The following is a 25,772-nucleotide window of genomic DNA, read 5'->3' as shown; positions in this document are numbered from 1 at the left end:
ATGTTTTTTTGAAGATGGCGAAGTCATTAGTGGTAGGACGGTTTCGCTTGGGAGTGGCAAAACAAAAGATATTTGTAACAGGTATGGTCATCATCCATGCTTTTACACTGAAAGATGCAGAAAGACGTAGAGAGAATATCTGCAAGTTCTTCTTGTAATTACAGACGTTACTCCCTCAGTTATTAAGAAAAATTTCGCTTACCCATGGCCTTATGCGATCTCTCGACAATACCAGACCATGACATCTAGTTTTGTGTGATTGGGGCTCTTTCCACAGTATCTTCAGTGTGCTCTGCGAGCCAGTACAACCAGATCATCACTAAACATAATCCAAAACAGACTGCGAATAACCAAGCTGGACTCAACAATTCAATAACCACTCCACCCATTAACGGTGCAATCGCAAAACCAAGTGAATAAAGTGCTGCAGCGCCAAAGTAGGAACCTCGTAAATGGGGAGGCGCCATACGATCGATTTGAACGTTAAGCGTTGGAAATGCAATGACTTCTCCCAAACTTAATATAAAACAAGCCATTCCCCAACCTAGAGCCCAATCGCTAGGTGTAAATAGAAAGCCGACTTGGGCCAACGCCATCAATGACATTCCGATTCGCGTACGTACAAATAAAGGAACATGTTCAAACCACTTCAACATTGGAAATTGAAACACAATAATGGTTAAGGTATTAACCAGTACTAAACTCGCAATTAAATGAGCAGCATCGCTTATTGATGAACGGACAATAACTTGTGGAATCGATGACTCTACTTGAGCATAAACAAACATCATAATAAAATTGGCAATCATCAACTTAACAAAAATATTATCTTTGCGGATCACGCTTAATGTTGCCGTAAAATTGGGAAGTTGTGAGGTATCTGGCTTAGTAAACGTTCCCTTTCTTTCGATACCGACCAGTAACCAAAAACCGTAGACAACGTAGGTAAAACCCGCAACAAAAAAGAGGTTTTGTGGATGCGCGAGCGCCAATGTAATACCAATAAGCGGACCCAAAGCTCCACCTAAATTTAATAAGAAGTAACGAACGTTCAGCGCCAGTTCACGATCTTTTAAATCGTCTAGATTATCGCCAATCACAGCTTTAGCTGGTGCTTCAATCATCGGCCTCATAAGGCCTGTCATCATGATCAAAACATAGAACTGCCAAATCTCGTTGGCAATGCCAATACCCGAATAAGCAATAGCGGCAACCCAGCTTCCAAGTACCATGACCCACTTTCGACCCAGTTTATCGGAGATATAACCCGAATAGAGCCCAGCTCCAGCACCAACGACAGCTGAAGTGGCGAGCATCATGCCCACTTCTATTGCCGATGCACCATAATCTTCATAAAGAAACACAATCAGAAATGGCCAAGCCATAAAGTAACTCGTACGAGCGAGTAGAGTTCCGGTTAATACGGTCCAAATAGAAAAATTAAACCTTTTTACTCTTTGTTTCTGAAATAGGCTTTCTGGTTGTTCCATATAACTCCCTTTATCTAACTCAATGATTTACATAAAACTATTGATTCAGTATATGTATATCATTGTATAAATAAAGCTCTCAAAGCTGTTTTTTATAAAACATAGCAGGTCGTGCTTACCACGTAATGAAAAGATCCGAAAAACCATAGATAACACGGCACTTAATATTAAATGCCGTTTCACGTATGATTGAGGTATTAAAGGAATGGGTAGAGGTAACAAGCGCTCATCTATTCTTAGGATTCTCCCTCCAAACAACCCAGCAAAGAACGTTATGATCAACCCAAAACTGATTGCTTTACTTCCAGATCTCGCCTCCTTCATTTTAGTGGTAAACGAAGGTAGTTTTACGGCTGCAGCAAAACAGTTGAGCGTGACGCCATCAGCCTTGAGTAAGCTCATCACTCGCTTGGAAAAAGCGCTATCGGTGAAACTGTTTGAACGAACCACTCGTACCCTTATCATCACCCAAGCGGGTCAATTGGTTTACGACCAGAGCGTGGTTATGATTAATGCGGCGCAACAGGCCGTTGAACTGTCTACCTCAGACCATACTGAACCCGCAGGGTCCATAACGGTAGCGGCACCAGAGGCATTCTTGAACTCGGTGTTGCAGCCTTTCGTTGTTCCATTTTTGAATCAGTATCCTGAGATCCAACTTAAATTGAGAGCGGCTGATGGCGACATCGATATTTTACGTCAAGGCATCGACATCGCTTTCCGCCTTACCGATAAACCCGACGAAAGCTTGGTACTGAAAGAGTTAGGGAAAACAAACCTCGTGTTGTGTGCAAGCCCTAACTATTTAGAAGCGAAAGGAATTCCTCACCACCCTACCGAGCTGTCTGAACACGATTGTTTGTATCTTGCAGAGACAGACAAAGACCACATTTGGGATTTTCTCAAAGATGATGAATTTCACATGGTCCCAGTAAGCGGACGTTACGCAGTTAACCATTCTCAGATGAGACTAAAGGGTGTTAAAGAAGGGCTTGGCGTAGGTATTTTCCATGACTTCGTTATTCAAGATGCATTGGTAGAAGGCTCAGTTGTGCAGGTATTGGAAGATTGGACCATCAAAAGTAATTACCATGGTGCAATCGCGATGCAGTTTGCTCAAACTAAGTACATGCCTGCTCGACTGCGTGTGTTCATTGATTACGCCATGGAACACTTGGGTGATAAGTTGGCAGGGGAAATAAACTGATGCTAAAAGGAATACACCACGCCGCCATTATTTGCTCAGACTACGAAGTCTCTAAACGCTTTTACACTGAGATTTTAAAGCTTGAGGTAATTGCTGAGAATTATCGTGAAGCACGTCAGTCGTATAAGCTCGACTTGGCGCTGCCTAATGGCGCTCAAATAGAATTATTCAGCTTCCCTGACGCACCTGAAAGACCAAGCTTTCCAGAAGCTCGAGGTCTGAGACATTTAGCCTTTTGTGTTGATGACGTTCAAAAGGTTAAAAGCTATTTAGAAGAACAAGGGATTGAAGTCGAACCGATTCGGGTTGATGAGTTTACGGGTCGATCATTTACGTTTTTTGCAGACCCAGATGGCCTGCCACTAGAGCTTTATCAAATCTAGATCTGTGTCAAGTATAGAGTTGTATCAAGTCTAAAGTCTCCCTAACAAAAAGAAGCCCTCGCCAGATTAAAGAAACTGACCTCTCAAATAGAGAAGGTCAGTTCAGATATTAGTTAGCTCAACACTGTTTTGAGTTTATTAACGCGTGAAAATAGTAACCAATCTAATAACATTGCTGTCACGATAGTCGCACCCGCCAGTGGAAATAGCACCGAAATAACCACCACGGTCACCAAGCCTGCTTTCCATAAGCCAGCATCGCCAAACTTGGGTGGTGTTCCAAGCTTGCTTTGGCCTGAAGGTCTGCGCATCCACCACATTACTCCGCCCGTCACCGACACAACAACGAACGCCAAACAGAACAGAGCATTCAAAAGCTTATTGATGATGCTGATATCGCCTTGGTGTAATGAAATACCAACCGCTAATGTCTTGGCAATGAAGTTGTAATCTTGCCAAGTCACCTCTCCTAGAATACGACCTGAGTATTGGTCTAGGTGAGTAGTGCGATCCTGAGTTGGGTCTATGATATCGCCCCCCATGGTATTAGCTGTCACGGTGTAAACACCCGTTTCTGAACGCGGGAAATTCACCTTGTACTGTGTAAAGCCAAGTAAGTGTGCCTTTTCAATAACGTCATCAATCTCGAAGCTACTAGCTAACAACACATGCTGAGAGTGGTCTTCACCCATCTTAGAATGATCATGAGCTTCAGACGCTTCTTCTACTTGGTGGACATGTTCTGCTGGCTTATCTTGAGACAAAGGCAGTGGAGTTTGCTCTAGGTTCCAAGGAAGCTCTTCTTCTGAGCCATGGTTGAGGGAAGCGTGTGTCTTATCCGACAAAGGAATATCGTCCCACATTTGAGCAGGGAAAGTGCTCCACGCTTGAACAAGTTTACCGCCCCAAAACCCCGTCCATGCCAAGCCAGACAAGATAAACAACAACAAAACAAGCGATAGCGTGCCACCGATGTTCGCATGTAAATCACGCATGAGAACGCGTGGCCCAGATGAGACTCTCAGCTTAAGAAAACCGGCACGGCTTGCGTTATCTCTTGGTAGCCATAAGTAAATACCACTTACTAACAATAGAATGGATAAACTTATCGCAACCTCAATCAGATAGTCGCCCCAATCACCGATTAACAAGGTGCCATGAATGTCATTCGCCAGTTGGTAAAGGCTGTCAGTTCGTGGAATTTCTCCGACCACTTCGCCTGTATATTGATTCACGGTTGCAAAAATAGACGCTCCATCTTCAAGTGCTACCGAAAAACGGTTAGCCAGATCCGGCGTTTTACTAGGTACAAACTGTGTCACCGTACCTTGTGGGTATTGATTTTGTACGGCCACTAATTGTTGTGACACCTTGATCGGTTCGCCCGATACCGCAATTTCAATCGCATCTTGATGGAAAGCAAGTTCGATTTCATCGTCAAACAGCATCACCAAACCAGTAATACTCAACATCAACATAAATGGGATAACGAATAGCCCAGCATAGAAGTGCCAGCGCCAAGTGAGGAAGTAAAGAGTTTTATTGCGGTCTTTGCTTTTTATATTGGTTTCCGAACCGGTTGTTGCACTGCTTTTAGACTGCGAATTAGCTTGTGCTTTCGCAGTATCTTGAGATTCATTTCTCAACATTATTATTTCCTTTGACACACGCAAACATACCTTCTGAAAAATCAGAAAGTAATCTGAGCATGTTTAACTTTACTTAATACTTTATTTTTTAATTATTTTAGTGGGTTAGGTTTAAGCAATATCAAAGGGAGGGCCACGCGGGGCTTGCCTCGTATAGCGTTCGCTTAGAGCCAAAAAAGCGTAGCTGTCTGAGACAATAGAACTCAGTCGAGTTGTCAGTAGTGTAGTTGGAAGTTCATCTTGGTGAAACGTGGAAAAATGGCTGAAGGGACACGGCTTACCTTTGTGGGTATTGGGTTCACCTTCTTCAATTTGAACCAGTTCAAAGCCGTTAACCGTACATAACGACGCCCACACTCCCGCACTATTACCATGAGCATTGATAACAGGCATTAACGTTACTAGCGCCCAGCTTAATGCTGTAGCAAGTAACATGGAGAAGTTGAACGAAGTTCGGCGCATTATTCCTAATCTTTATAAATTTCCCTTATTATGAGGCACTTGTTATATAGGTAAACGTAAAGATTAACATCAGGTTAAAAAATTGAAGCTAACGCACACTCTTTTTCGTTAAAAACTGGTTACAACGAAAGAGCCAAAAGAATGTTACGCACCTATTAGCAGTAACATGTCTAGAAAATAGCAGTAAACTGTTTAGAAAAAAGACAATAAAAAACGCCGCCTTACACCCTCTTAAAAAGAATAGTGTAAGGCGACGTTTTAGAAATCAAATCTCAAGGTTTTGCTCTTTGATACGTATCTCTTTAATACGTATCTAGCAAGCTAACTAAATTGATTAGCAATTTAACCGAAGATCTTGCTCCAAATACTTGGATTACGTTTCTCGTGATACTCTTCACGAAGGCCATCGATAGTACGAAGCTCTTGCTGTGCAGATTCAAATTCACCTTGGTCTAGCTTCTTCTCAATGCTATCAATCGATGCACTGATCTTTTTGAAACCTTCCATGAAGTGTTGTTCTTTCTCAATTGGGTAAACACCCGTTTTGAGCTCAGCAACTAACGTGTCGATACGTACGATAGGCTTTTGCATCTCTTCAATGTTTTGAGCTTCTGCCGCTTGTTTAAATGCAAGCTTCATTTCTTGCATGTTTTTCTTAAGGTCAACATTAGCAAAAGCGTTGCCAGACAATAGCGAAGCAGCGATTAAGCCAGATAAAAGGATTGAGCGAGTTTTCATTGTTTCTCCAGGTGAAGCGATGACTTTGAAGATAGCACCATCGTTATTGTGGCACTTCGACTTTATTGTTTTCGGCTAGTGTATACAAAAATCCGTCGGGCACAAAAATTGATTGTGTCGAAATGCAAACTAGCTAGCTAACCAATTTCTAAAAAGTAACAAGTAACGGGTGTTCCATCACTCAAATACCGAAAACTCGGCAATCGATTGGCGGCCACGCAATGCTAAAAATGCCAAAAATTGCTGTGGCGAATGAGTGATCACTTTACTCGAATTCACACCTACTTTATCGAGTAGTGAAGACACAAGAGCTAATCCACCGACATCGACGCAAAAATGTGCGTCACTTCCTGTGGTAATAAATGCACCTTTGGCTTTCGCTATTCTCGCTATTTCATAGCAACGATCGACGCTACCAACTCGGCTATTGCCTTTGAGTGTGGTGTTATTAATTTCGATCGCAACGTTATGTTCTGCCGCACATTGAATCACAGCTTCAAAATCGAAATCAAAATTAGGGTTTCCTAAATGACCAAGTGCATCAATTCGGCCGCCTTTAATCACATTCAGGAGTGCTTCTGTATGGGTAGCAACATCCGAAGGGCGAAATACTGGCTCGTGAAAACTGGCAATCACCCAATCGAGGTTCTTGTCCACGCTTGGGTGGATATCGATTTCACCCTGTGTGTTCATGATGTTCGACTCTACACCACGGATAATGGCAACTTCTTCGATAAAACGAGGAAGCACACGCTGGTTACTGAAAAACCAATAGTGTGGAGCGCCCGGCATAGACTCTGAATGGTCGGTGGTACAAAACATAGCTAAACCATTTTGCTTTGCCGACTTAGCGTTTTCGATCAGCGTGCTGTAAGCATGACCACTAGCGTATGTGTGGGTATGGGTATCTACTTTTAGTTCCATGAATCAATGCTCTCTTCGCTTGTTCTAGTCAATCAATTTTAAGTTAGGTTGAACGGATACAGCTTCTTCAAAAAATGGCCAACATACACCTGCTTAATGTGATGCTGGGTGGTTTGAAATTATATGCTGACCATCATTCAGTATTGTTAAAATTAATTCAATCGACAATAACCTTATTTCTTCCGTTATTCTTTGCTTGGTAAAGGCGCTTATCAGCAAGCATAAAAAGATCATTTGGCGATGTGCTTTTCGTCGGAACGCATTCCGCTACACCTAGACTCATCGTTACATGAGAAGCAATGGGTGAGGAACGATGAGGAATCGGTTGACTGTGCAAAACCGTTAAGAATGAATTAAGGCGATCTCTGCTTTGCTCTATCGATGTGCTTGGCAATATAATGGCAAATTCCTCGCCTCCTATGCGAGCAGCAAGGTCTGACGGACGATTAAAAATCTGCTTCCATAACTTTGCGACTTGTTTAAGGCAAACATCTCCTTGATGGTGGCCATATGCATCATTATATTGCTTAAAAAAATCAATATCACCGATCACTAAGGTTAAAGTTTGCCCTTCGCGTTCACATCTAGCCCATTCAAACTCAAACGTTTGATTAAATTTACGTCTATTAGGAAGAGAGGTTAGCTCATCAAAAAGTGCTATCTTTGTGAGGTCTTGTTTTTCTCTCTGCAGCTGCTCATCACGCAGCTCATATTGATACAATGTTGCCAGCAATTCTTTTCGAGGAGCTTTAGTCAAATCCTTGATGGATAGTGGCGAACTAACAAACTTGGCAAAATCGCCCCTAAACAGAAAATAGAAGATCAACATCGGAACGCTATAGCACACCGCAATCAACAACTTACCCAGTATATTTCCGAATATGATAGGAACGATCTGCGGGCTTAGACCAAAAGCTAAAAGAGGAAACAGTGCTCCATCCAAACAAAGGATAAAAACAAATGCTAACGTATAGATGAATGCCAACGCTGGTAGGTTGGAAAGGAACTTACTCACTTGTGTAAATATAAACATCAATAACAATATTTCGAGGAGAATCAAGATCCCTCCAAGAACAAGAATTTTCAATGATACGTCAAAGATGCTGAAAGGGATTGCAAAAGGGTTCAACACATATTCCGATTCCAGCAACCAAGCCATGAAGTTAAAACCAACAAAGGCAATCAAATCCACACCCACTACTAACCGAAACATGTGCTTAAAAGTGCTAAAATCTCGCTCAATAATAATGAGCATTATAGTGCTCATCATAAATGCACCATAAGCAATATTTCCGCCTGAAATGCTTAAAGCTTCAGATAAGGGAAAGGAATAAACCGCACCAGCAAGCCCTCCCACTAAAAGTACGATACTAAGATAATTATAAAATGCTGCTATACGCACACGGTTTTTTAACGTAGCAAAATACAATGGGAAAATTGAGTATATTCCTACATTGAGAATACATGCCTCGAACGTCATTACTGTTCCTTCTAGGCTCAACACAATACAGCACCTAGATATTTTATAGATGTGCAAAATAACTGATAATATTAACATAATAACGATAGGTTAATAAAACGTCCGGAATGCTCGGTTTTCGAGTCAGGAATATTAAAAACATTAGAGATGTCTTGCCCGCATAGAACCTGTCCAACATTTTGGAACAACCCTATCAGCCACAAGTGACGATTAGCTCTTAAAGATAGGCTTTATTATCATTTAACTTAATCATCGTAAGCACGGCTTAGTCATACCAACGCCTTAATTACACCAATTTTTTGCAACCTACCCAAGTTCGTCAATACTTATACCAGTTAATAAGCTGGAGTATTTGATGAGACGAAGACGATATCCGCTGAGTATCCACATCACTAGCCTTTTCCTAATTTTGACAACACTTGTTGGTGCCGTACTTATCTCAATAAGCTACCGCCATTCGCAAGAATTGTTGTTAGGGACGGTACGCGAAGTCAGCAATGAACATCGCGACAAGTTGGAGTCGGCATTTAAACAAGCTATTGCCCCAGTCATCACAACCTTAAACGTGATGGCGGTGAGCCCGTTTGTTGCTCATCAAACCTCCTCCGTCGAAAAAGATTCTTGGCTCGCTTCGGTCGATATCATCTTCAAACAAAATACCAATTTGGTTGCTCTGTTCTATGGATCTGAAGAGGGTGACTTCAGGATCTTTCGTCCTCTGAGTTCCATTAAGCAGAGATCCGACAACAACGCCCCCGCCAAAGCGACAATGATGGTCAGCAGCACCAACCTAGATGGTGAAAACTTTATTACCTTTCTCGATGGCGCACATCAAGTGATCAGTACCAGGCAAGTCGAGAGTAAGTTTAACCCCACCACTCGACCTTGGTTCCGTAACGCAAAGCCTGACGGCTCAATACAACTCTCTGAGCCTTATCTGTTCTATTTCCTGCAAACCAATGGCATCACGCTTTCTAGACGTTCTTTGGATGGCAAGCATGTCGTTGGTGCCGACTTTACATTGAAGTCTCTTTCTTCCCAGATCAGTGAATTGGCTTACTCCCCACAAACACGACTTGCCCTATTCGACCAACATTTTAACCTTCTAGGCCAACATCAACTTGATCTATCGATTCCCAAGCTTACCTCCCAGCGTAACGACACAAGTAAAACTGAGAAAACGAATAACCAAACGACGGGGAAACTCTCTGGTAGTGAACAAGACCAAAGCTTCTTTAATGTGCCCAAACGTGAACAGATGGAAGCATTAAAAGCATCCGTCATAGCACCACTTATCTCCGACGAGGAGAAATTAAACCTCAACCTAAAAAACGTTGAGTACAACCTAAACACTTGGGCATTAACACTAACGCCTGTTGAGCTCACTCAAAATGTCACTTTATATTTAGCAGAGGCAACGCCGCATAATGAGCTGCTGTCTGATCTTATCTCGATGCGTGACAAGCAAGTCGCCGTCGCGATTGGGATGTTGTTCATCTGCTTCGCTATCGTATGGTTTGTCGCTAATCGACTGTCTCAGCCGCTCAATACTCTGATGCAACTCACCGACAACATCGCACGATTTGACTTTAGGCGAACTCATTACCCCAAAAGCATGATTCAAGAAGTGGCTAACCTCGCCCACTCCATTGAGTTGATGGAACACACGCTTCATGATCTTATAACACTACTTCGAGACACGGCGGGTAATCAGGAGTTTTCGATCTTAGCCAAAAATATTGCTCATCAAAGCTATTTGATTACCAAAGCAGAGACCATCGTTCTCTTCACTCAATCAAAAGAAAAAGATGTATTTGATACGGCCGCTAACCTTGCCATTCTTCCCTTTAAGGCCGACATCAATGACTTCATCAAACACACTCCTTGGTTGCTGTGCCAGCTTAAATCTGGAGAAACCATCCACTTAAACCGAGAAGATAACGTTCTGAACTATTACCAAGATTCGATCTTCAATTCAGATCTGTACTTGTTTCCATTATTAAACCGAGAAAAGCTGTTGGTGGGTATTGTCGCCATTGGTTATGAAAGACCGATTTCCAAGATGCAAGCCGACAAGCATGCCTTTTTAAGGGAGCTGCTCAGTTTTGCCGAAATCGCCAAAGATAATATCGACCAAATGCAGCAACAGAAAGACATGCTGAACGCCTTTATCGAGTTGATTGCGTCAGCAATTGATACCAAATCACCCTACACGGGCGGGCATTGCCAGAGAGTTCCTGAACTCACCAAATGGCTAACTCAAGCAACCATTGATGATAACCGCTATTACCCGCAATTCTCATTGGACAGTAAACAGTGGGAAGAGTTGATGCTCGCAGCTTGGCTTCATGACTGCGGCAAGGTGACCACGCCTGAGTATGTCGTAGACAAAGCAACAAAACTCGAAACAATTTACGATCGAATCCACGAAGTGCGAATGCGTTTCGAACTGTTAAAACAACAAGCTGAAACCGATTGCTGGAAAGCCATAGCGAATGGTGCGCTTCAAGAGGATCAGCTTAAGATCCTCGAACAAAGCCTATCAGAACTAGATGAAGAATTTGCCTTTATTGCTGAATGCAATCTCGGCGGTGAGTCGATGACGGATGAGCAACTAGAACGCTTAGACCAAATAGCACAACGCCAATGGAAGCGTACTTTGGACGACCAACTAGGGTTATCTTGGTCTGAAAAGGAGAGATTTAACACGCAACAAGATCAAACTGAGAAAGATGAAACTAAGTCAAAAATCAAAGACCAAGTGCTGCCTGTGATGGAGCCGTTACTTGCTGACAAACCAGAACATAAAATACCATGGGATAATGGCTTTAACCCTGCTGATGTATGGCAAGAAGCCTTTGTGCTTAAGCCCGGTGAAGTCAAATACAACCAAGGTGAACTGCACAATTTGAAAGTACGTCGTGGTACATTAAACGATGAAGAGCGCTTTATGATCAACGATCATATTATTCAAACCTTCACCATGCTCAACAAGCTGCCTTATCCGTCCTATCTCAAGAACATTCCAGACATTGCCAGCGGTCATCACGAGCGTATCGATGGTAAGGGTTACCCAAGAGGCCTAAACGAAGACCAATTGCCTCTACCTTCGAGAGCGATGGCAATTGCCGATGTATTTGAGGCCCTCACTTCCAGTGACCGTCCGTACAAGAAAGGCAAACTCCTAAGTGAATCACTCAACATCATGACGGATATGGCCACCAGTGGTCACATCGATCCCAAGCTGTATCTTCTGTTCTTAGAAAACAAAATCTATGACAAGTACGCAGAGCAATTCCTTGAACCTAATCAGAGATGCGAAATTGACCAAGATATACACATTAATCGAGTTAAAGAGCACATACGTTCATTGTTTTAGTTTATCAGCTAAAAGCGAACCGTTAATTTAGCGTCTAGCTTTTAGCGACTGAACCCAACACCACAGAATCTCTCGGCTTCATTTCAGCGCGTAATTTCTGTTGTGCTAGTAATACCTGCTTGGCTTTTGCTTTGTTGTGTCTTTTAGTTAGTAGCGTATTGATTATGCTCGCCACAACAATCAAATTGATACCAATTAGCTGCTGGGTAGAAAATACATCATTAAAGAATAAGCCCTGCCAAAGCACGCTAAACAGCATGTTAGTAAAAATCAATGGTGCCAACTGAGAACCGCTGTCTGCAAGCTTATAAGCCTTGGAGCGAAAGATTTGAGTATTGATGGTAAACAGTGCGAGTCCAAAAGCACCAAACCCAATCCAACTTAAACCATCAATAGACAGCAAAGTCGTTAAAGCTCCATACACACTCCCCCCGTCAAGTACATCTGGTACAGCAGAGGCCGAAGTAAACACGACCATAGGGATCACGAGTATGGCTGCAATTAAAAACGTCCATGCGTTTAGCTCTGCCGGTGTCAGGCTCGTCTTAGAGGCTCGATACAAACTCACTTGAGATCCCGAATTAAACATCCCCGCCAATAACCCTAACAACAACGCTGGCCTAAAGAAATCTGAGCCGAATTCAAACTGCGACCAATCTCCTGCCATCATCACTACGCCGACAAAGGTAATCGCCAAACAGGCGATGGTCGTTGTATGAATCTTAGTACCAAAGATTAATTTTTCTAACAAAGGAATAAACAGCGGGCCCGTACTGAATAACACCACACCTTCAACAAGCGTTAAGGTTTGCAGTGAAGTAAGGAAACACCACTGACACGCCACCATAAAGATCGCTCGCATCACCAAAGGTTTCCACATTTCTCGTGTCGGCTTGCTGATTTTGTAAAAGGTCAGAAAAAGAAATAAAAGCAGACTAGGAAACAAAAAACGCACAAGACTGAGTAACGAAGTGGGCATCACTTCAGATAGGTACTTAGCCATTAAACCGCTTAAAGACAAACTGAACGTCGACAACAACATGAAAGTCGTCGCCTTGGTAATATCAGACATAATTATCACCTCCTATGACACCTATTTTAGAGGCGTGACGTGATGAAAAATAACGAGTAATATTAACTGCAACTGTAAGGAAAACTTACCAATGAAAAAACTCGTTCCGCTTAAATCCGTTTATGCTTTTATTGCTGTTGCTGAAACTGGCAGCATGACCGACGCTGCTCGAGTGTTGTATGTCAGTCATTCTGCAATAAGCCAAGCCATCAAATCATTAGAACAACTGGTTAATAAACCGCTATTTCAGCGAGTAGGTCGTCGCGTTGTTCTTAATGCCGCAGGTAAACGATATTATCGAAAGATCGCTCCAGCACTAGAACAAGTGATAGAGGCTACCGAAGAGTTCGCCAGAACACCTAACGATCACCGCATCACTCTCAACATGGTCAACTCTCTCGCCATGCACTGGTGGATCCCACGAGTTTCGGAATTCCAAAGCTTTGCTCCTTCTCTTGATATTCGTATTTCCACGCTAACGGGCACTTTCGATATAGAACAAGAAGGTGTGGACATCGCGATCGTGCACGGCAAACCTAGCGAGTGGGACCGATATTACAGCGAAAAGCTCGGCGACGATGATCTAGTATTGGTGTGCAGCCCTGCGCTATTGAAAAACCAAATAGGGTTGAACGTTGAACAACTTGTGAAACAAAACCCAACCATTGGTGTCTTTAATCCGAGGCGACAGCACGACTGGCAGGTGTGGTGCGATCATTACCAAATACCAATGCCGACTTTCCACAGTAACTTGACGTTCGATGTCTCCATTCAAGCCGTGCAAGCTGCGATTCGTTCATTAGGCGTATTGGTTACACATCGCTTGTTTGTAAAAGATGACATCAGCCATGGGATGCTCGTCGAACTGAGTAAACCTGTTGCGAACCCACACCAAGATTTCTACTTTGTTTGCCCAAAAAACAAATTAAAACAAGAAAGTGTGCTAAAACTGAGAACATGGTTGCAACAAGAATTCACACGCGCAGAGACAATACTGAGCGATGATATTCAAGAACAAGACAACACCATCTAACAATATCGCGAAAGGCAATATCGCTGATAAAAATCTCAGCTAACGACAACTCAGCTAACTTACAAGAGGCCATTATGATTATTACCACCACTCAATCTGTTGAAGGCAAACGCATTGTTGATTACAAAGGAGTTATCGCCGGAGAAGCCATTCTAGGGGTGAACGTTTTCAAAGATATGTTTTCAGGAATTCGTGATTTTGTTGGTGGACGTTCTGGCACCTACGAGAAAGAATTGGAAAAAGCCCGTAACTACGCATTCAAAGAACTAGAACAGAAAGCGATTGAAGCAGGTGCCAACGCAGTGGTTGGTGTCGATATTGATTATGAGGTTTTGGGGACAGGTAACGGCATGCTAATGGTGTCTGCAAGTGGCACAGCGGTTGTCGTCGCTTAATCGCTCAGTCACTTATTCACTTATTCACTTATTCACTTAAGACCTCAACACATGAGCACTTGGGAATTTAGGCACGTAAACACGTAAGCAGATAATACGTTGGCACTTATTCTATTCGGCTATTGAGCAATCGGCAGCTTAATGACAACTCGTTCCAACCCTTTGATGATTGATAACCAGAGGATTAGAACGGTTATGAGCTGACACTTAGCTTGATTTAACTCGCGCAACCTTTTGCTCAGAGAGCATGTCATCAAACGACGAAACTCTCGCCAAGAATGCACCTTTATTTTCAGGTAAGATAGAACTCGCTAAAGGTAAATTCGCTTTCATCGAATCCACAGCTCTTCCACGCACCAGTACTTCAAAATGCAAGTGCGGACCGGTTACGCGGCCAGTCGTGCCAGACAACGCAATTTTCTGCCCACGCTTAACCTGTTGCCCCTTCTTAACCAAGAATCGGCTCAAATGCAGATAGCGAGTTTTGTAAACACTGTTATGTTCAATCACTATGTACTTCCCCGCATACGGGTGGTTACGAATAGCAATAACTCGACCATCACCGGTTGAATAAACAGGTGAGCCTACCGGTGTTGCGAAGTCAGTACCATTATGCGGAGATATACGTCCGGTCACTGGGTGCTTGCGGTACGGGTTAAATGGCGAAGTAATTCTTCGGAATTGTTTGTCTATTGGATAGCGATTGAAAGCTTGCTCAAGGCTGTTACCCTCTCTGTCGTAGAAGCGTCCATCTGGAGCAAGAAACGCGGCCACTTCCTTACCTCGTAACGTAATCGATATGCCTTGGACCTCAGTTTTTCCTGTTAGATGGTCGCCTGTGTATTGCTCATTGACCAACACATTAAACTCATCGCCCGCTCTTAACTGCTTTGAGAAGTTAATCTTGTCTCTTAACGTTCTAGTGATATTGGCGATCTGCGCTGTCGTTAAACCCGATTTATAAGCGGATGCTGAAAAACTGCCTTGCACAGTGCCAGAGTAAAGCTTTTCTTTCCATTCACTTGGCATCTCCACAAATTGATAACTAAAACTGCCATCGTCATTTTCTGCATAGATAGCTTGTTCAACCAAACTCTCGTGATAAATCAGTTTCACTAAATCTTTCGAATCACCATCTAAAAGCAACTCAAGATGATCACCAGGCTTTATTGTATCGAGTTTCAAAGACTCAAGATCCGCTTCCATCACTTTTTGAACTGTCCCATAAGGCAGTTTCCATGACGAAAATATGTTGCTAAGCGTATCTCCAACCTTCACGAAGTAATGAACTTTTACCAACGTTCTTGAGCTTACTTCTGAATCTGTATTCGAGTTTGATATTCCCTCTTGATGAGTTAGAGAACCTTCATAAGGGGTGACTTGAATTGATATTTCTTCTGGTGTTTCGGTTTGAAAATGGAGCAAAACGGAAAGCGAAAATGCACTGATAGCAATAATGATCAGGCCAATACGGAGGAACTTCATAAAATACTTAGCGGTTAAAACAAGGAACTTGCCAAGTGTTATAACATAACAATTAATTCAAGAAAATAAACGAAATGTAAGAAACCGTTCCGTAAACGTTGCCAAAATATGGTGGGCGTGTGAAACCCACCATCTCATGTGATATTACTCTTCACACAGCGCTTCAAAACGATCTAAGCCGCGCAGCATCTCAAAATCAGGTTCATCAGCCAACAACTCTCGCATTGAACCACTAGCTTCAATAGAACGCTCTAAGTCATCGATAGCCTGGCCTTCTGCTCCTAATCTTGCATACGAACAAGCACGTTGATATAAGGCATGGGCATTTTGATCATCCACTTCCAACACGCGGTTACATAGGCTCATTGCCCAGTGGTATTCCTGCATGTCCATCGCAGCGTCCGCTTTATAGGTCAACGCTTCTAAATCACCCGGACGAACTTTCAATATCTCATCGTAAATTTCAATCTTCTGCTCGGCGGTTTGAGCATTTTGCGCTCTGAGCCATAAATTGTGAATCTCATTGATGATTTCGATTTCTCGGTTGTTCTCTGAAATGATTCTAGTCTTACGTTTAAGATCCCTTTCAAGAACGTTAAATTTCTTCTCGTAGTCTTGAGCAATCGAATTGAGTCGCTGGTCGGCCATTTCTTTGGTGGTATGTTTGAGATCTTTCAGTGATTGCCAGCCAACCAATGCAATGAGGGAAGCGACACCCGCAATTATGTAGAAGAAATACGTTACTGTGACATTGGCATAGTTAAGGGACTTATCGGCGACTGTAAGCTCACGATCGGTCATCTGAATGGTCAAGCGTCTTTCTAGGTCTTGCTGTTCCATTCGCAACTGCTTCAACTCATCTAAGATGTAGCGTTCCATCAATGGTCGGTCTATATACTCTTTCTCTGAGTATTTAACCTCCTCGCTTGCAAAGCTCATGGACGTGACCAGCGAGAACAATGCAATCAATAGGATTCGAAGCATTTATACATTCCTTATATATTTCATCTTTGTTAACTGTATCTCTTAATCGCAAGACAAGCTAGAAAGTCGGCAATTTTGCCTTACCCTTATTGGAACTAACACTCTAAAACATCATTGATTATTATAAAACACCTGAAGCAACATCATTAATTTCTAAATTGTAGAAATACCGCGTAATACTGTTCTATATAATTAATTCGCGATGCGAATATACCAACAAGTGATTTATAGCATCCCATTGAGTCCTATATTAATAATGTTGAGAGCGAGGTTAGTTTGAATAATCCAAGATACGATTTAATGAGCCGTGTGCTGCACTGGATCATGGCTTCAGTCATCATCTATGCAACACTCGCAGGGTATGTGATGCATTATGTCACCAATCATCCAGAGCTGTTTTCTATTTTGTCGGTGCTCAATATGTCATTGGCGACAGTTGCTACACCACTGCTCGTGATTCGTTATATCTGGAGCCACTTTCGTTCATCGCCAACAATGCCACAATCTGTACCTGAAGGGCAAAAGTGCGTTGCGAAACTTGCTCACTCCTTGATGTATTTAGTGATGTTCATGGTTTTCAGCACCGGTTATTTGATGCTAAAGGAACCTTACTCTCTATTTTGGCTAGAGACCGTCAATAATCTAATTACTGAGCCTGCAATCAATAACTTCTTTTTCTATTTACATCGTGCCAGTTGTGTTGCCCTAGCTTGTTTAATTGTTTTGCACATTAGCGCCGCGCTTAAACATCATTATGTCTCTAAGAACTATGTATTGAAGATGATGCTTTAAGTTTTGGGGGGAGACTTAAGGTAATAGGAGTGATGTGCTGAGTATTAGAGGCAATCACCTGCATTAAAGATAATCATCTACTTTAAAAAATTCAGCGCGGTTTACATAAACAAAAAAGCCATAGCATGTACGCTATGGCTTTCCTATTTCAATTCGATTATTTGGTTTGAGTATCAAGCATCACTTGCCAGTATTCACACTTGGCCAAGAACTCTTTTAAATATAATTCTGGGTTCGCAAGCTTCTCACCGCCTTTAACATCAGCCCCTGTCACTCGCCAAAAACCACGAGTTACCAAGTTTCTGTGGTAAATAAAATCGTTGAGTTCATTTGTCTTCAAAGGAAGTAGCTCACCAAACGTCTGTTCGTATAGGCTCAGCGTAGAGCCTTGCTCACTTGGCTTTTCCCTTAAAAAGGTATCCAAATCCAAGCCTAGTGGCTGCTGCTGTTCCTTTGGCAGTGCTTTAGCTAATTTAGAGATAACACTGAACAGAGCCAACTCAACTTTTTGAGACGCTAATAACGATGCGCCTAAAAGCGCATGTTCATTGGAAATGTGTTGCTCTGTTGATGAAACGGTTGCTGTTGTCACTGTGTTAACCTCAAATAATCATAACGGGTGTTACTGAACTGGATAGAGTCTTTTCATTAAGCTGAATCTTATTCTTGTAATTAAGAAGAATCTTACAGTTAAGCAGAGTCTTGTACTTAAGCAAAGTCTTACAGCTAAGCAGAGTCTTTTAGCAGAACACGGTCAGCATCAATAATGGTGAAGCCTGATGCATCTTCATTCTTTTCAACTTGCACTAAACCTTTAAAACCAATCTGCGACAACTTCTTCGCAAGGTGATCCGGTGCTGTTTCAAAAACAACATTCATAAAAGGTAAAGACTCAGCATCAACAAAACCATGCTCGTTAAACAGTTCCATTGCTTGAGATAAATGGTCTGAGTCGGTTAATTCGATAATTTCTACAACTTCTTCCAACAACATTTTCGATTCCATATTCGCCAGAGAGTGACTGACACAAGCACTTACGTTTTGCTCGCATACATCCCGATGCCCGAAGACACCCCCTTTAGTAGTAGGGAGATCATAACATATTAATAATCGAAAAATATGTTTAATTTCCCTAACCTATTGGGAATATTAGAAAACAATAGAAACTGGTGAAGCATAGACAAGACCCATTTGTCTCATCGAAAGCAACAGCCTGATTTGAGGCAATCAAGCTACCGTAACATGAGAATCGCTCGTTTCGACAATCGATTCCTTCAATAACCCTGCGTAAATTCCATTGTGTGCGACTAGCTGTTGATGATTACCTTGCTCAACAATTTCACCCTGTTCCAATACCAGAATCGTATCCGAGTGACGAACGGTACTCAAACGGTGTGCAATCGCAATCACGGTTTTTTCCTTAAACAGACGCTGCATCGCTTTTTGGATGAGGTCTTCGGTGATTGAATCTACCGAACTGGTCGCCTCATCAAGCATCATCAATTGACCACCCTGTGCAACCGCTCGTGCGAACGAAATAAGCTGCGTTTGCCCTACAGACAAGTTGGAGCCGTTCTTTTCCAAGTGGAAGTCATAACCTTGTGGCAAATGTTCAATAAACTTATCGGCATAAACATAGCGCGCAGCCTGCTCAACCTCAGCTCTAGATAGATGCGTTTTACCCAGCGCGATATTGAACTGAATTGTCTCTTCAAATAAGTGCACGTCTTGCATCATCATTGAGAACAAATGAGCAGAGTCTTCACTAGAGATCTGCGACAGCTCTATTCCATTCAACAGAATGCTGCCTTCATAGTCTTGGTAGGTTTTAGAGATCAAACGCAGAATCGTCGACTTGCCAGATCCGGTCGAACCCACAAGCGCGATTTGATGCCCTTTCTCCAGAACAAACGAGACATTCTTTAGAACGTAGGGAGAGTCGTCTTTGTAACGGAAACTCACGCTCTTAAATTCAAGGCTCACAAAATGTTCGAGTTGTTTATCAACCTTATGAGATGGCAGCAGGTTGCGGCCTTCCTCTTCTGTCGGCTCAACAAACAGTTCTTCAATATGATCAAACGCTGCGAATGAACTCTGAATCGAAGCAATCTGCGAGGTAAAATCACGGATCGGGACAAATACTTTTTCTAAGGTGTTGATGAAGGCGATCAACACACCCAAGGTGAGAGCCCCTTCTATCACTTGCTCTGAGCCATACCAGATCATGATTGCGATAGTAATAGAGGTAATGCCAGAGATAAACGAGAACAAAATCGCATCGTATTTATTGATCTTCTTCTGGGCTCTCAGAAACTCATCGGTATAACCTTGATAGCGTTGTTCGACTTGCTCTTCCGCTCGATACATCTGAACCGTTTTCATGCCAAATAAGACTTCTTGTAAAAAACCAATTCCGCGAGCCAACGAAGAGCGGGTAACCTTATACAAGGCACGAAGTCGGTTTCTCACGTATACCGTCAAGTACATCACTGGTGGCATGATAATCAACACAATCATCGTTAACTGCCAGTCAATGAAGAACATCATCACCAGCAGAGCAATGGTATTAATGCTGTCTTTAACAAGCCCAACAACTGACTGAACAAATGTCTCACCGATGGTTTCTAAGTCACTCGTTAGGCGTGAAAGTGTTACTCCAATCGGTGTGTTATCAAAATAGCTGCGTGGCAGTTTAAGTACGCGAGCAAACAACACTGAACGCATGTCAGTTATCGTGTATTGACCCGTTTTACGTAGGTTATATGAATAGGTGGTATCCACCACATAACTCACCACCAGTACTGCGACTAGATAGAAGACGTATTCGAGCAATCCATCCATATCCCCATGGCTCAGGTGTACATCGATCACTTGAATGATCAGCCAAGGAAACAATAAACTTGTAATGACAGAGAGCGGAAGCATAGCAATGCCCAGAATCGCAGAACGTTTGTATTTCTTAGCAAACTTAAAAAAGTGCTTGAGGTACTTGAGATCAACACCTTTTAACATGCTGCTGCCTCCGTTTCATCCTGCTGTAACTGCCATGTACCGTAATAGTACTCACACGTTTTCAATAACGTCACGTGGTCGCCCTTCGCAATCACCTGACCTTCGTTCAACACGATAATTTCATCCATATATTCAAGGGCATTAACACGGTGCGAAACCACAAGAACTGATTGATTTTCTAGGCGCTTAAATAGGCCCTCTAAAATTTTTCGTTCCGTTTCATAATCGACAGCCGATAGAACGTTATCCATGATGATCAGATCGGTGGGTTGCAATAAAGCACGCGCAATACTCAAGCGTTGCTTCTGGCCTCCTGACAACATGATCCCTTTCTCACCGACTAAGGTTTGATCGCCATGCTCAAAACGTGTGACATCACTAGCCAACTGACTGAGCTCCAGCACTTCATCAACCTGACTCTTTGCCAAATCAACATTTAAGCTACCAAAGCGGATATTGTCTTCAACGGTTGCAGAAAACAGGTAAGGGTCTTGAGTCACGGTTTTTACATAACGGCGCAAGTCACTGCGTGAGAAGCTAGTGACATCCTTTTCGCCAAGGAAAACAGAACCTTCAGGAACATCCAAGTGGTGGTTCAAGCAGTTCACTAATGTTGTTTTACCCGCTCCGATTCCGCCTAGCACACCTACTTTCTTACCTGCTGGAATGTCAAAGCTGATGTCATCGAGAATCAGACGTTCTTCACCTGAATAGCTGAAGCTGAGGTTGCGAATAGAGAACGTTTTTCCCTTCAGCGATTCAACGTCTAACTCAGTGAGCTTATCTTCATCAAGCTTTGGTACTTTCGCATTGAGAATAGTTTGCACACTTTGAATACCAACCATGCCACGCTGATAAATCGTTGCGATTCTACCTAATTGCATCAATGGCATTGCCAACAGCACAGAGTAAGTCAAGAAGGCGGTAATCTCACCTAGGGTTAGCTCTTGTCTCATTAACATGTAGCCCCCTAGCCCAAGAATGATGATTTTCATCAGGTCATTGGCGTAATCGAGTACTGGCATAAAGAAGACTTGAATACGAGTAATTTTAAGGCGGCATTCAAGTAATAACTGATTAAGCTTTTCAGTTTCAGCTTTCACCCAAGGTGACATCTGTTGGCTCTTAATCAAGTCAATCCCAGACAGGTAACTCATTAGCTGAGCAGACAAGTTTTGCAGACGCTTCATATGTTCTAAATGCAGCGTTTTCATACGTTTGAAACCCACACGGAAAATCACGAATGCGATTGAGATAGGAATAATCGAATACATCGTAAGCTCTGGCGATATGCGCCACATGTAGAGCGGCGTTAATGACAGTGCCAACAGGGCATTAAAGAACTGCAGAAAGCCGACACCAAACAGCAGTCGAATGCCACTAAGGTCATTATTGATAATTGAGATCAGTCGACCCGACGCAAAGCGTTCATGGAAGCTACTCGGTAAGCGATTCAGCTTTTGTAGAAGTGTACTTTTGAGCGCAGCCTCTGTAATTCGCCCAGGGTTGAGCGCATAAATACGAGACAGAATTCTCACTACAACCATTGCAACCGACATGCCGACCACAATCCAAACATAGCTTTGAAGCTGCTGATGGCCAGTTGAAGAAGCGTCATCAATCAAATCTATCGCCAATTGGATGTAACGGGGGATCTCTACTTGTAACCAGTTGACGAGAAAAATGAACACAATCGCCAGTAAATACGAGGTGCGATTCATGTGCAGATAATGGGCAATAAACTGTCTTTTATTCATAGTATTCTTAGTTTAGGGCAGGCTCACAGCGAGATTTAGCGGTATGACCGGGCTGTTAAGCTAGATAGGGTCATCACTGAGGTAAAGATACATCAAAAACACTTAGTTGACAATATCAACCACATTCAATAGTTAGTTACCGTTATTACATTTTAGCATTGCTAGAAACAACTTTGCCGCCAAAAGTGGCGGCAAATATCTGATTACATGAGAACATTCGCTTTAAAGAATAACCTCTACCTGGTCATTATTGATATCGACTGAACGTTTTACTTCGCTTCCCATTGCCGACGGATACCAAACCTCAACCCAAACCTTCTCAACATGATTAGGTAGAAGAAGCGTTGTAGAAAATTCAATGTCTTCATTGATTGGGCTTCTCAACACTTGTGAAGAGTAGTCGACAACGTCTCCATTAAACTCCGTGTAGATACTCATGAATCCTCGGGTGCTTTGCGAGCTCACCACATCGACCGTCACTTTAACTTCCCTCTCTGTCGAGAAATCAAAGCCTTCTGGTATCGATAGTTCAACCGACTTCAAAGACTGCGATGTCGGCACAGAACTCGGAGATGAAGAGCTACTACCACCACCTCCGCCACAAGCCGAAAGAAATACAAGGGTCACACCACTCAGAATTAGTTTGATTGTTTTCATAAATCCTCCGGATTAGTCTTCAGTTGACCAAGTTTTGTTGGCGTTAGGGTTTTGGTACCACGTTGGTTTTGAAACACCACCTGATGTAGCCCACTCTGCGAACTCTGGGTACGCCTCACTAATATCAATGTATTCTGACGGATGGTTCCAAGGTGATGAAATCAATATTCCCCAAGGCATATTTTGTGTAGTTCGATAATACTTGTCACTCGATGGGTCTGAATCATCTTGCGCGATGCCGTAGAAATCACTCACTAACGTACCTCTAGATGTTGGTGGGAAGTCTGCGGTGTGTATTTCTAAATCTTTACCCGGAGATGTAGTGAAGCTGTCACCATGGTACTGACCTTCACCTGGACCAAAGATAAACGGGTCAAAACCACTCAACGGCATCAGTGAACTCACTGTCGGTTCATTTCCAGAAATAAACGGCAAAGAAATACTGAATGTCATTTGGTCAGCTTCTAACGTCGGACTACACGAAGGATTGGTGCGATGGAACATACACTCGGCATTGATCGGTAGGTCATTTCTCAAGTTTAGAGAAGCGACAACAACAAGATCCCCACCTGGTGATGCGACGGCTTTATCTTCTCCCGTGAATGGAGAAACGTCGACTCGGGTTGCACCATTTTTTTGTACTCTAGCCGTTTGTAAATCAATATCCGACTCATCAAAGCCATTCAGTTTCCAAGCCAAGCCATTACCGTAAGAAGCGCCATAAGCCAAGATAGTTCCTGTTAAGTCCATTCGTAACACGGCGTCATCTTTACTGATGATGGTTGTGCGGTAATAAACCACGACATCGTTCAAGTCGAAGTCACCCACTTCAGGCCAATTATCTTCAAAAGCTGCAGTGTAGTAATTAGAGTGTTGGATGGTTGTGCCAGGGTCGGTGACATTGAACACGTAATCCTCTACTTCCCCATCACCAACGTAGCCATCACTCGGAATATTTGGGCTACTGGATAAACGGAAACGAGTTTGTACAGAACCAACCGTTGCCTCATCTCCAACGCGGAGTGATAGCACTTGATTACCATCGACAACCGAATGGTTTTTCAATATTTGCTCATCGTCATCGAATGTGCCGTTCATATCCCAATCGGCCCAAGCCTGAAGGTAACCACTGCCCACTACGTTAACGTTGATTAGACTGTCTAAGCCGATCTCTAGGTTGGACAGTAGTGCGATACCGTCATCATCGTTGCCATCAATGTCTAGGTCATCGCCATTAGAAGCCGCACCTGGTTGGCCGTCAGTATCAGCATCGATGTTAGTACCTAGATAAAGCGTTGAAGAGATTGCATGCTCTGCACCATTACTCGCTTGTAATGTGTTGTAACTATCAGGTGCATCGCCAAAGTCAGACTCATCTGAACTTTCGACTGGGGTTGTGAAACCAGAAAGATCCCAGTTCCCATCAAAGGCAGAAAAAATTGGGTTAGGGAAACTACTACCACTCGTGGTCACTGTTTCAAATTGAAGTGTAACGATTGAAGTATTTTTAAAGGTAAACTTTACCGCCCCTGAAGTGTCTGTTTCTGCGAAGTTAGTACCAGGACCACTGAATAAGACTGAATCCCCATCAGCACTCTCTTCTGCCGTGAGACTAGAACCAGCAGACCCGGTTTGATAACTAAAAAAGCCTTCACTTTTGAACACACGAACTTGTTCTGATTGAACAGGTTCTCCGTCAATGTCATAACCGATCATATCAAACTCTGGAACAGTATAAGGTTCTGAAAATGTGCCAGACAACCCGTCAGTACCATCATAAAATTCAAAAGTATAAATAAGACCTGCAGAGCCAGCAGAATTGGTTTGGTAAAGAAAACCTATATCCCCATCAGGTTGGTCTGGACCTTCCTTATAATCAGGGGTGTGGAACAAAAACGTAGCATCACCAAAGACTTCGCTACTCACTTTTGCGTCTATAGTTTTTCCGTTATGTGTCCCTACATTTAAGAAATGAATAACCGTACCGTCATAAGATGGCCCTGCCCACGTACTAAGGTTTGTTGGTTCAATGTGGTTAGAAAAATCTAAATCAACAGAAGTAGCATAGAGTGGGAAGCTGGCTGATGCCGTGATAAGAGAAATAACCTGTCTGTATTTCATAATAAACCTCTACTTTATCGTCGCTAAAGCGAATTCCTTGAAAAGTACTTGAACCCCAAATGGCAAATAAACGTGATTCAATTTAAGACGTCTAAGAAGAATCAAGTGCTGGTCTATTATTTTGGTGCCGAGTAAACAAGCTGCATATTCAATAAAGCAAAAGAAAAGCCAAGTTTTCGATCAAACAAAAAATTAAGTTAAGATGTTAATATTAATGATAATTTTTTAATCTCTATTTTATAACGACAGAATTTAAAACCTAGATATTCAAAATAGGAGTCAATTTGCTTGAGTGTTCAGTCAATTTAAAAACAATGGTTCGAGCCGTGCTTTATACCGACATAAATAACTCAAAAAACGAACTAAGCTGGAGTCAAAACATTGAGATTCAATTAAATGTATAGATATTTGATGAGCAGTTAGAAATTAATCGAGCACAAAAAATATCCGCCTTCTTAGAAGGCGGTTTTGCTTTACAACCCCCTAGAAGGGGTCGTCCACGCTAGCCGTTCTTCAATAACTGCAGTTGTTGTTCATACTCTATGTCCTGTTTATCTTGGTGTCGGACATATCGTCGAATGACTTCTTCATTCACACCGACCGTATCTACAAAGTACCCTCTAGCCCAAAAGTGATTTCCCCATAGTTTCTTACGTATATGTGGGAATTTATTGAAAAGTCTAATTGCTGTTTGTAGTGGTCAACTAAAATTGGCCACGGTTTTAGAATTTTCCCAATATAATCGTTCTGAT

At 42.6% G+C, this 25,772-nt stretch carries 21 protein-coding genes and 1 pseudogene; 6 read left to right on the top strand and 16 right to left on the bottom strand.

Features of this window, described 5'->3' with window-relative positions; translation table 11 throughout:
• Window positions 1-245 precede the first annotated feature (245 nt).
• Window positions 246-1,490 carry an MDR family MFS transporter gene (locus tag BCU75_RS04500; protein WP_102473040.1) on the bottom strand — a complete coding sequence of 415 codons (1,245 nt, stop codon included), beginning with the start codon at window positions 1,488-1,490 and terminating at the stop codon, window positions 246-248.
• A gap of 274 nt (window positions 1,491-1,764) precedes the next feature.
• Between BCU75_RS04500 and BCU75_RS04495 the strand changes: the two genes are divergently transcribed.
• Together BCU75_RS04495 and gloA2 are read left to right on the top strand one after the other, a co-directional pair.
• A complete protein-coding gene (locus BCU75_RS04495; protein WP_102473039.1) occupies window positions 1,765-2,697 on the top strand; it encodes a LysR family transcriptional regulator in 933 nt (310 codons plus the stop codon).
• Window positions 2,697-3,080, top strand: a complete 384-nt coding sequence (gene gloA2 / locus BCU75_RS04490) for an SMU1112c/YaeR family gloxylase I-like metalloprotein (protein WP_102473038.1) — start codon at window positions 2,697-2,699, stop codon at window positions 3,078-3,080. Before BCU75_RS04495 ends, gloA2 begins: the two co-directional genes overlap by 1 nt.
• Window positions 3,081-3,193: 113 nt before the next feature.
• On the opposite strand, the gene BCU75_RS04485 is transcribed toward gloA2, so the two are convergent.
• The 5 genes from BCU75_RS04485 to BCU75_RS04465 form a co-directional block, all read right to left on the bottom strand.
• Window positions 3,194-4,729, bottom strand: a complete 1,536-nt coding sequence (locus BCU75_RS04485; protein ID WP_102473037.1) for a PepSY-associated TM helix domain-containing protein — start codon at window positions 4,727-4,729, stop codon at window positions 3,194-3,196.
• 111 nt (window positions 4,730-4,840) lie between these two features.
• Window positions 4,841-5,191, bottom strand: coding sequence for a hypothetical protein (locus BCU75_RS04480; protein ID WP_019825747.1), 351 nt, complete (start codon window positions 5,189-5,191; stop codon window positions 4,841-4,843).
• Window positions 5,192-5,533: 342 nt separating this feature from the next.
• Window positions 5,534-5,929 carry a cytochrome b562 gene (locus tag BCU75_RS04475; RefSeq protein WP_102473036.1) on the bottom strand — a complete coding sequence of 132 codons (396 nt, stop codon included), beginning with the start codon at window positions 5,927-5,929 and terminating at the stop codon, window positions 5,534-5,536.
• Between the two features lie 177 nt (window positions 5,930-6,106).
• The gene (locus BCU75_RS04470; RefSeq protein WP_102473035.1) at window positions 6,107-6,853 is read right to left on the bottom strand and encodes a phosphatase; all 747 of its coding nucleotides are present in this window, start codon (window positions 6,851-6,853) and stop codon (window positions 6,107-6,109) included.
• Between the two features lie 157 nt (window positions 6,854-7,010).
• Window positions 7,011-8,333, bottom strand: a complete 1,323-nt coding sequence (locus BCU75_RS04465; RefSeq protein WP_102473034.1) for a GGDEF domain-containing protein — start codon at window positions 8,331-8,333, stop codon at window positions 7,011-7,013.
• A gap of 355 nt (window positions 8,334-8,688) precedes the next feature.
• Between BCU75_RS04465 and BCU75_RS04460 the strand changes: the two genes are divergently transcribed.
• Entirely contained in the window at window positions 8,689-11,712 is a 3,024-nt protein-coding gene (locus BCU75_RS04460; RefSeq protein WP_102473033.1) for an HD domain-containing phosphohydrolase, read from the top strand.
• Window positions 11,713-11,746: 34 nt separating this feature from the next.
• On the opposite strand, the gene BCU75_RS04455 is transcribed toward BCU75_RS04460, so the two are convergent.
• On the bottom strand, window positions 11,747-12,784 hold the full coding sequence (locus BCU75_RS04455; RefSeq protein ID WP_241905344.1) for a DMT family transporter: 1,038 nt from the start codon (window positions 12,782-12,784) through the stop codon (window positions 11,747-11,749).
• 91 nt (window positions 12,785-12,875) lie between these two features.
• Here BCU75_RS04455 and BCU75_RS04450 point away from each other — a divergent pair, with 91 nt between their 5' ends.
• Together BCU75_RS04450 and BCU75_RS04445 are read left to right on the top strand one after the other, a co-directional pair.
• The gene (locus BCU75_RS04450) at window positions 12,876-13,817 is read left to right on the top strand and encodes a LysR substrate-binding domain-containing protein (RefSeq protein ID WP_102473032.1); all 942 of its coding nucleotides are present in this window, start codon (window positions 12,876-12,878) and stop codon (window positions 13,815-13,817) included.
• 74 nt (window positions 13,818-13,891) lie between these two features.
• Window positions 13,892-14,212, top strand: a complete 321-nt coding sequence (locus BCU75_RS04445) for a heavy metal-binding domain-containing protein (RefSeq protein WP_004730185.1) — start codon at window positions 13,892-13,894, stop codon at window positions 14,210-14,212.
• 207 nt (window positions 14,213-14,419) lie between these two features.
• Here BCU75_RS04445 and BCU75_RS04440 read toward each other — a convergent pair whose 3' ends face one another.
• Window positions 14,420-15,697: a peptidoglycan DD-metalloendopeptidase family protein gene (locus tag BCU75_RS04440; protein WP_102473031.1), complete on the bottom strand. Its 1,278-nt coding sequence runs from the start codon at window positions 15,695-15,697 to the stop codon at window positions 14,420-14,422.
• 144 nt (window positions 15,698-15,841) lie between these two features.
• Window positions 15,842-16,681, bottom strand: coding sequence for a tetratricopeptide repeat protein (locus BCU75_RS04435; RefSeq protein ID WP_076673302.1), 840 nt, complete (start codon window positions 16,679-16,681; stop codon window positions 15,842-15,844).
• A 300-nt stretch (window positions 16,682-16,981) separates the two neighbouring features.
• On the opposite strand from BCU75_RS04435, the gene BCU75_RS04430 reads away from it, so the two are divergent.
• Complete coding sequence (locus tag BCU75_RS04430) at window positions 16,982-17,473, top strand: cytochrome b (RefSeq protein ID WP_102473030.1); 492 nt, start codon at window positions 16,982-16,984, stop codon at window positions 17,471-17,473.
• A 157-nt stretch (window positions 17,474-17,630) separates the two neighbouring features.
• Here the strand turns inward: BCU75_RS04430 and BCU75_RS04425 are convergent, their stop codons facing one another.
• From BCU75_RS04425 to BCU75_RS04395, 7 genes and pseudogenes are all read right to left on the bottom strand, one after another.
• Complete coding sequence (locus tag BCU75_RS04425) at window positions 17,631-18,065, bottom strand: hypothetical protein (RefSeq protein ID WP_102466057.1); 435 nt, start codon at window positions 18,063-18,065, stop codon at window positions 17,631-17,633.
• Between the two features lie 134 nt (window positions 18,066-18,199).
• Window positions 18,200-18,466, bottom strand: a complete 267-nt coding sequence (locus BCU75_RS04420) for a hypothetical protein (RefSeq protein WP_017082440.1) — start codon at window positions 18,464-18,466, stop codon at window positions 18,200-18,202.
• A gap of 234 nt (window positions 18,467-18,700) precedes the next feature.
• Window positions 18,701-20,485 (bottom strand): ABC transporter ATP-binding protein, encoded by a 1,785-nt coding sequence (locus tag BCU75_RS04415; protein ID WP_102473029.1) that lies wholly within the window; start codon window positions 20,483-20,485, stop codon window positions 18,701-18,703.
• Window positions 20,479-22,242, bottom strand: a complete 1,764-nt coding sequence (locus tag BCU75_RS04410) for an ABC transporter ATP-binding protein (RefSeq protein ID WP_102473028.1) — start codon at window positions 22,240-22,242, stop codon at window positions 20,479-20,481. Before BCU75_RS04410 ends, BCU75_RS04415 begins: the two co-directional genes overlap by 7 nt.
• Window positions 22,243-22,464: 222 nt before the next feature.
• Entirely contained in the window at window positions 22,465-22,899 is a 435-nt protein-coding gene (locus BCU75_RS04405; RefSeq protein ID WP_102473027.1) for a hypothetical protein, read from the bottom strand.
• A gap of 12 nt (window positions 22,900-22,911) precedes the next feature.
• Window positions 22,912-25,020, bottom strand: coding sequence for an LruC domain-containing protein (locus BCU75_RS04400; protein ID WP_102473026.1), 2,109 nt, complete (start codon window positions 25,018-25,020; stop codon window positions 22,912-22,914).
• A gap of 502 nt (window positions 25,021-25,522) precedes the next feature.
• A pseudogene (locus BCU75_RS04395) lies at window positions 25,523-25,714 on the bottom strand (transposase); the annotation flags it as partial.
• Window positions 25,715-25,772: the final 58 nt, after the last annotated feature.

The organism is Vibrio splendidus (genome assembly GCF_002873455.1).
GTDB classification, from domain to species: domain Bacteria; phylum Pseudomonadota; class Gammaproteobacteria; order Enterobacterales; family Vibrionaceae; genus Vibrio; species Vibrio splendidus_J.
This window is presented reverse-complemented; position numbering and strand designations above follow the sequence as displayed.

What these genes read in the sequence shown, in the direction of transcription:
- BCU75_RS04500 (WP_102473040.1), bottom strand. Translation starts at nt 1,490, where the DNA reads ATGGAACAACCAGAAAGCCTATTTCAGAAACAAAGAGTAAAAAGGTTT.
- BCU75_RS04495 (WP_102473039.1), top strand. Translation starts at nt 1,765, where the DNA reads ATGATCAACCCAAAACTGATTGCTTTACTTCCAGATCTCGCCTCCTTC.
- gloA2 (WP_102473038.1), top strand. Translation starts at nt 2,697, where the DNA reads ATGCTAAAAGGAATACACCACGCCGCCATTATTTGCTCAGACTACGAA.
- BCU75_RS04485 (WP_102473037.1), bottom strand. Translation starts at nt 4,729, where the DNA reads ATGTTGAGAAATGAATCTCAAGATACTGCGAAAGCACAAGCTAATTCG.
- BCU75_RS04480 (WP_019825747.1), bottom strand. Translation starts at nt 5,191, where the DNA reads ATGCGCCGAACTTCGTTCAACTTCTCCATGTTACTTGCTACAGCATTA.
- BCU75_RS04475 (WP_102473036.1), bottom strand. Translation starts at nt 5,929, where the DNA reads ATGAAAACTCGCTCAATCCTTTTATCTGGCTTAATCGCTGCTTCGCTA.
- BCU75_RS04470 (WP_102473035.1), bottom strand. Translation starts at nt 6,853, where the DNA reads ATGGAACTAAAAGTAGATACCCATACCCACACATACGCTAGTGGTCAT.
- BCU75_RS04465 (WP_102473034.1), bottom strand. Translation starts at nt 8,333, where the DNA reads ATGACGTTCGAGGCATGTATTCTCAATGTAGGAATATACTCAATTTTC.
- BCU75_RS04460 (WP_102473033.1), top strand. Translation starts at nt 8,689, where the DNA reads ATGAGACGAAGACGATATCCGCTGAGTATCCACATCACTAGCCTTTTC.
- BCU75_RS04455 (WP_241905344.1), bottom strand. Translation starts at nt 12,784, where the DNA reads ATGTCTGATATTACCAAGGCGACGACTTTCATGTTGTTGTCGACGTTC.
- BCU75_RS04450 (WP_102473032.1), top strand. Translation starts at nt 12,876, where the DNA reads ATGAAAAAACTCGTTCCGCTTAAATCCGTTTATGCTTTTATTGCTGTT.
- BCU75_RS04445 (WP_004730185.1), top strand. Translation starts at nt 13,892, where the DNA reads ATGATTATTACCACCACTCAATCTGTTGAAGGCAAACGCATTGTTGAT.
- BCU75_RS04440 (WP_102473031.1), bottom strand. Translation starts at nt 15,697, where the DNA reads ATGAAGTTCCTCCGTATTGGCCTGATCATTATTGCTATCAGTGCATTT.
- BCU75_RS04435 (WP_076673302.1), bottom strand. Translation starts at nt 16,681, where the DNA reads ATGCTTCGAATCCTATTGATTGCATTGTTCTCGCTGGTCACGTCCATG.
- BCU75_RS04430 (WP_102473030.1), top strand. Translation starts at nt 16,982, where the DNA reads ATGAGCCGTGTGCTGCACTGGATCATGGCTTCAGTCATCATCTATGCA.
- BCU75_RS04420 (WP_017082440.1), bottom strand. Translation starts at nt 18,466, where the DNA reads ATGTTGTTGGAAGAAGTTGTAGAAATTATCGAATTAACCGACTCAGAC.
- BCU75_RS04415 (WP_102473029.1), bottom strand. Translation starts at nt 20,485, where the DNA reads ATGTTAAAAGGTGTTGATCTCAAGTACCTCAAGCACTTTTTTAAGTTT.
- BCU75_RS04410 (WP_102473028.1), bottom strand. Translation starts at nt 22,242, where the DNA reads ATGAATAAAAGACAGTTTATTGCCCATTATCTGCACATGAATCGCACC.
- BCU75_RS04405 (WP_102473027.1), bottom strand. Translation starts at nt 22,899, where the DNA reads ATGAAAACAATCAAACTAATTCTGAGTGGTGTGACCCTTGTATTTCTT.
- BCU75_RS04400 (WP_102473026.1), bottom strand. Translation starts at nt 25,020, where the DNA reads ATGAAATACAGACAGGTTATTTCTCTTATCACGGCATCAGCCAGCTTC.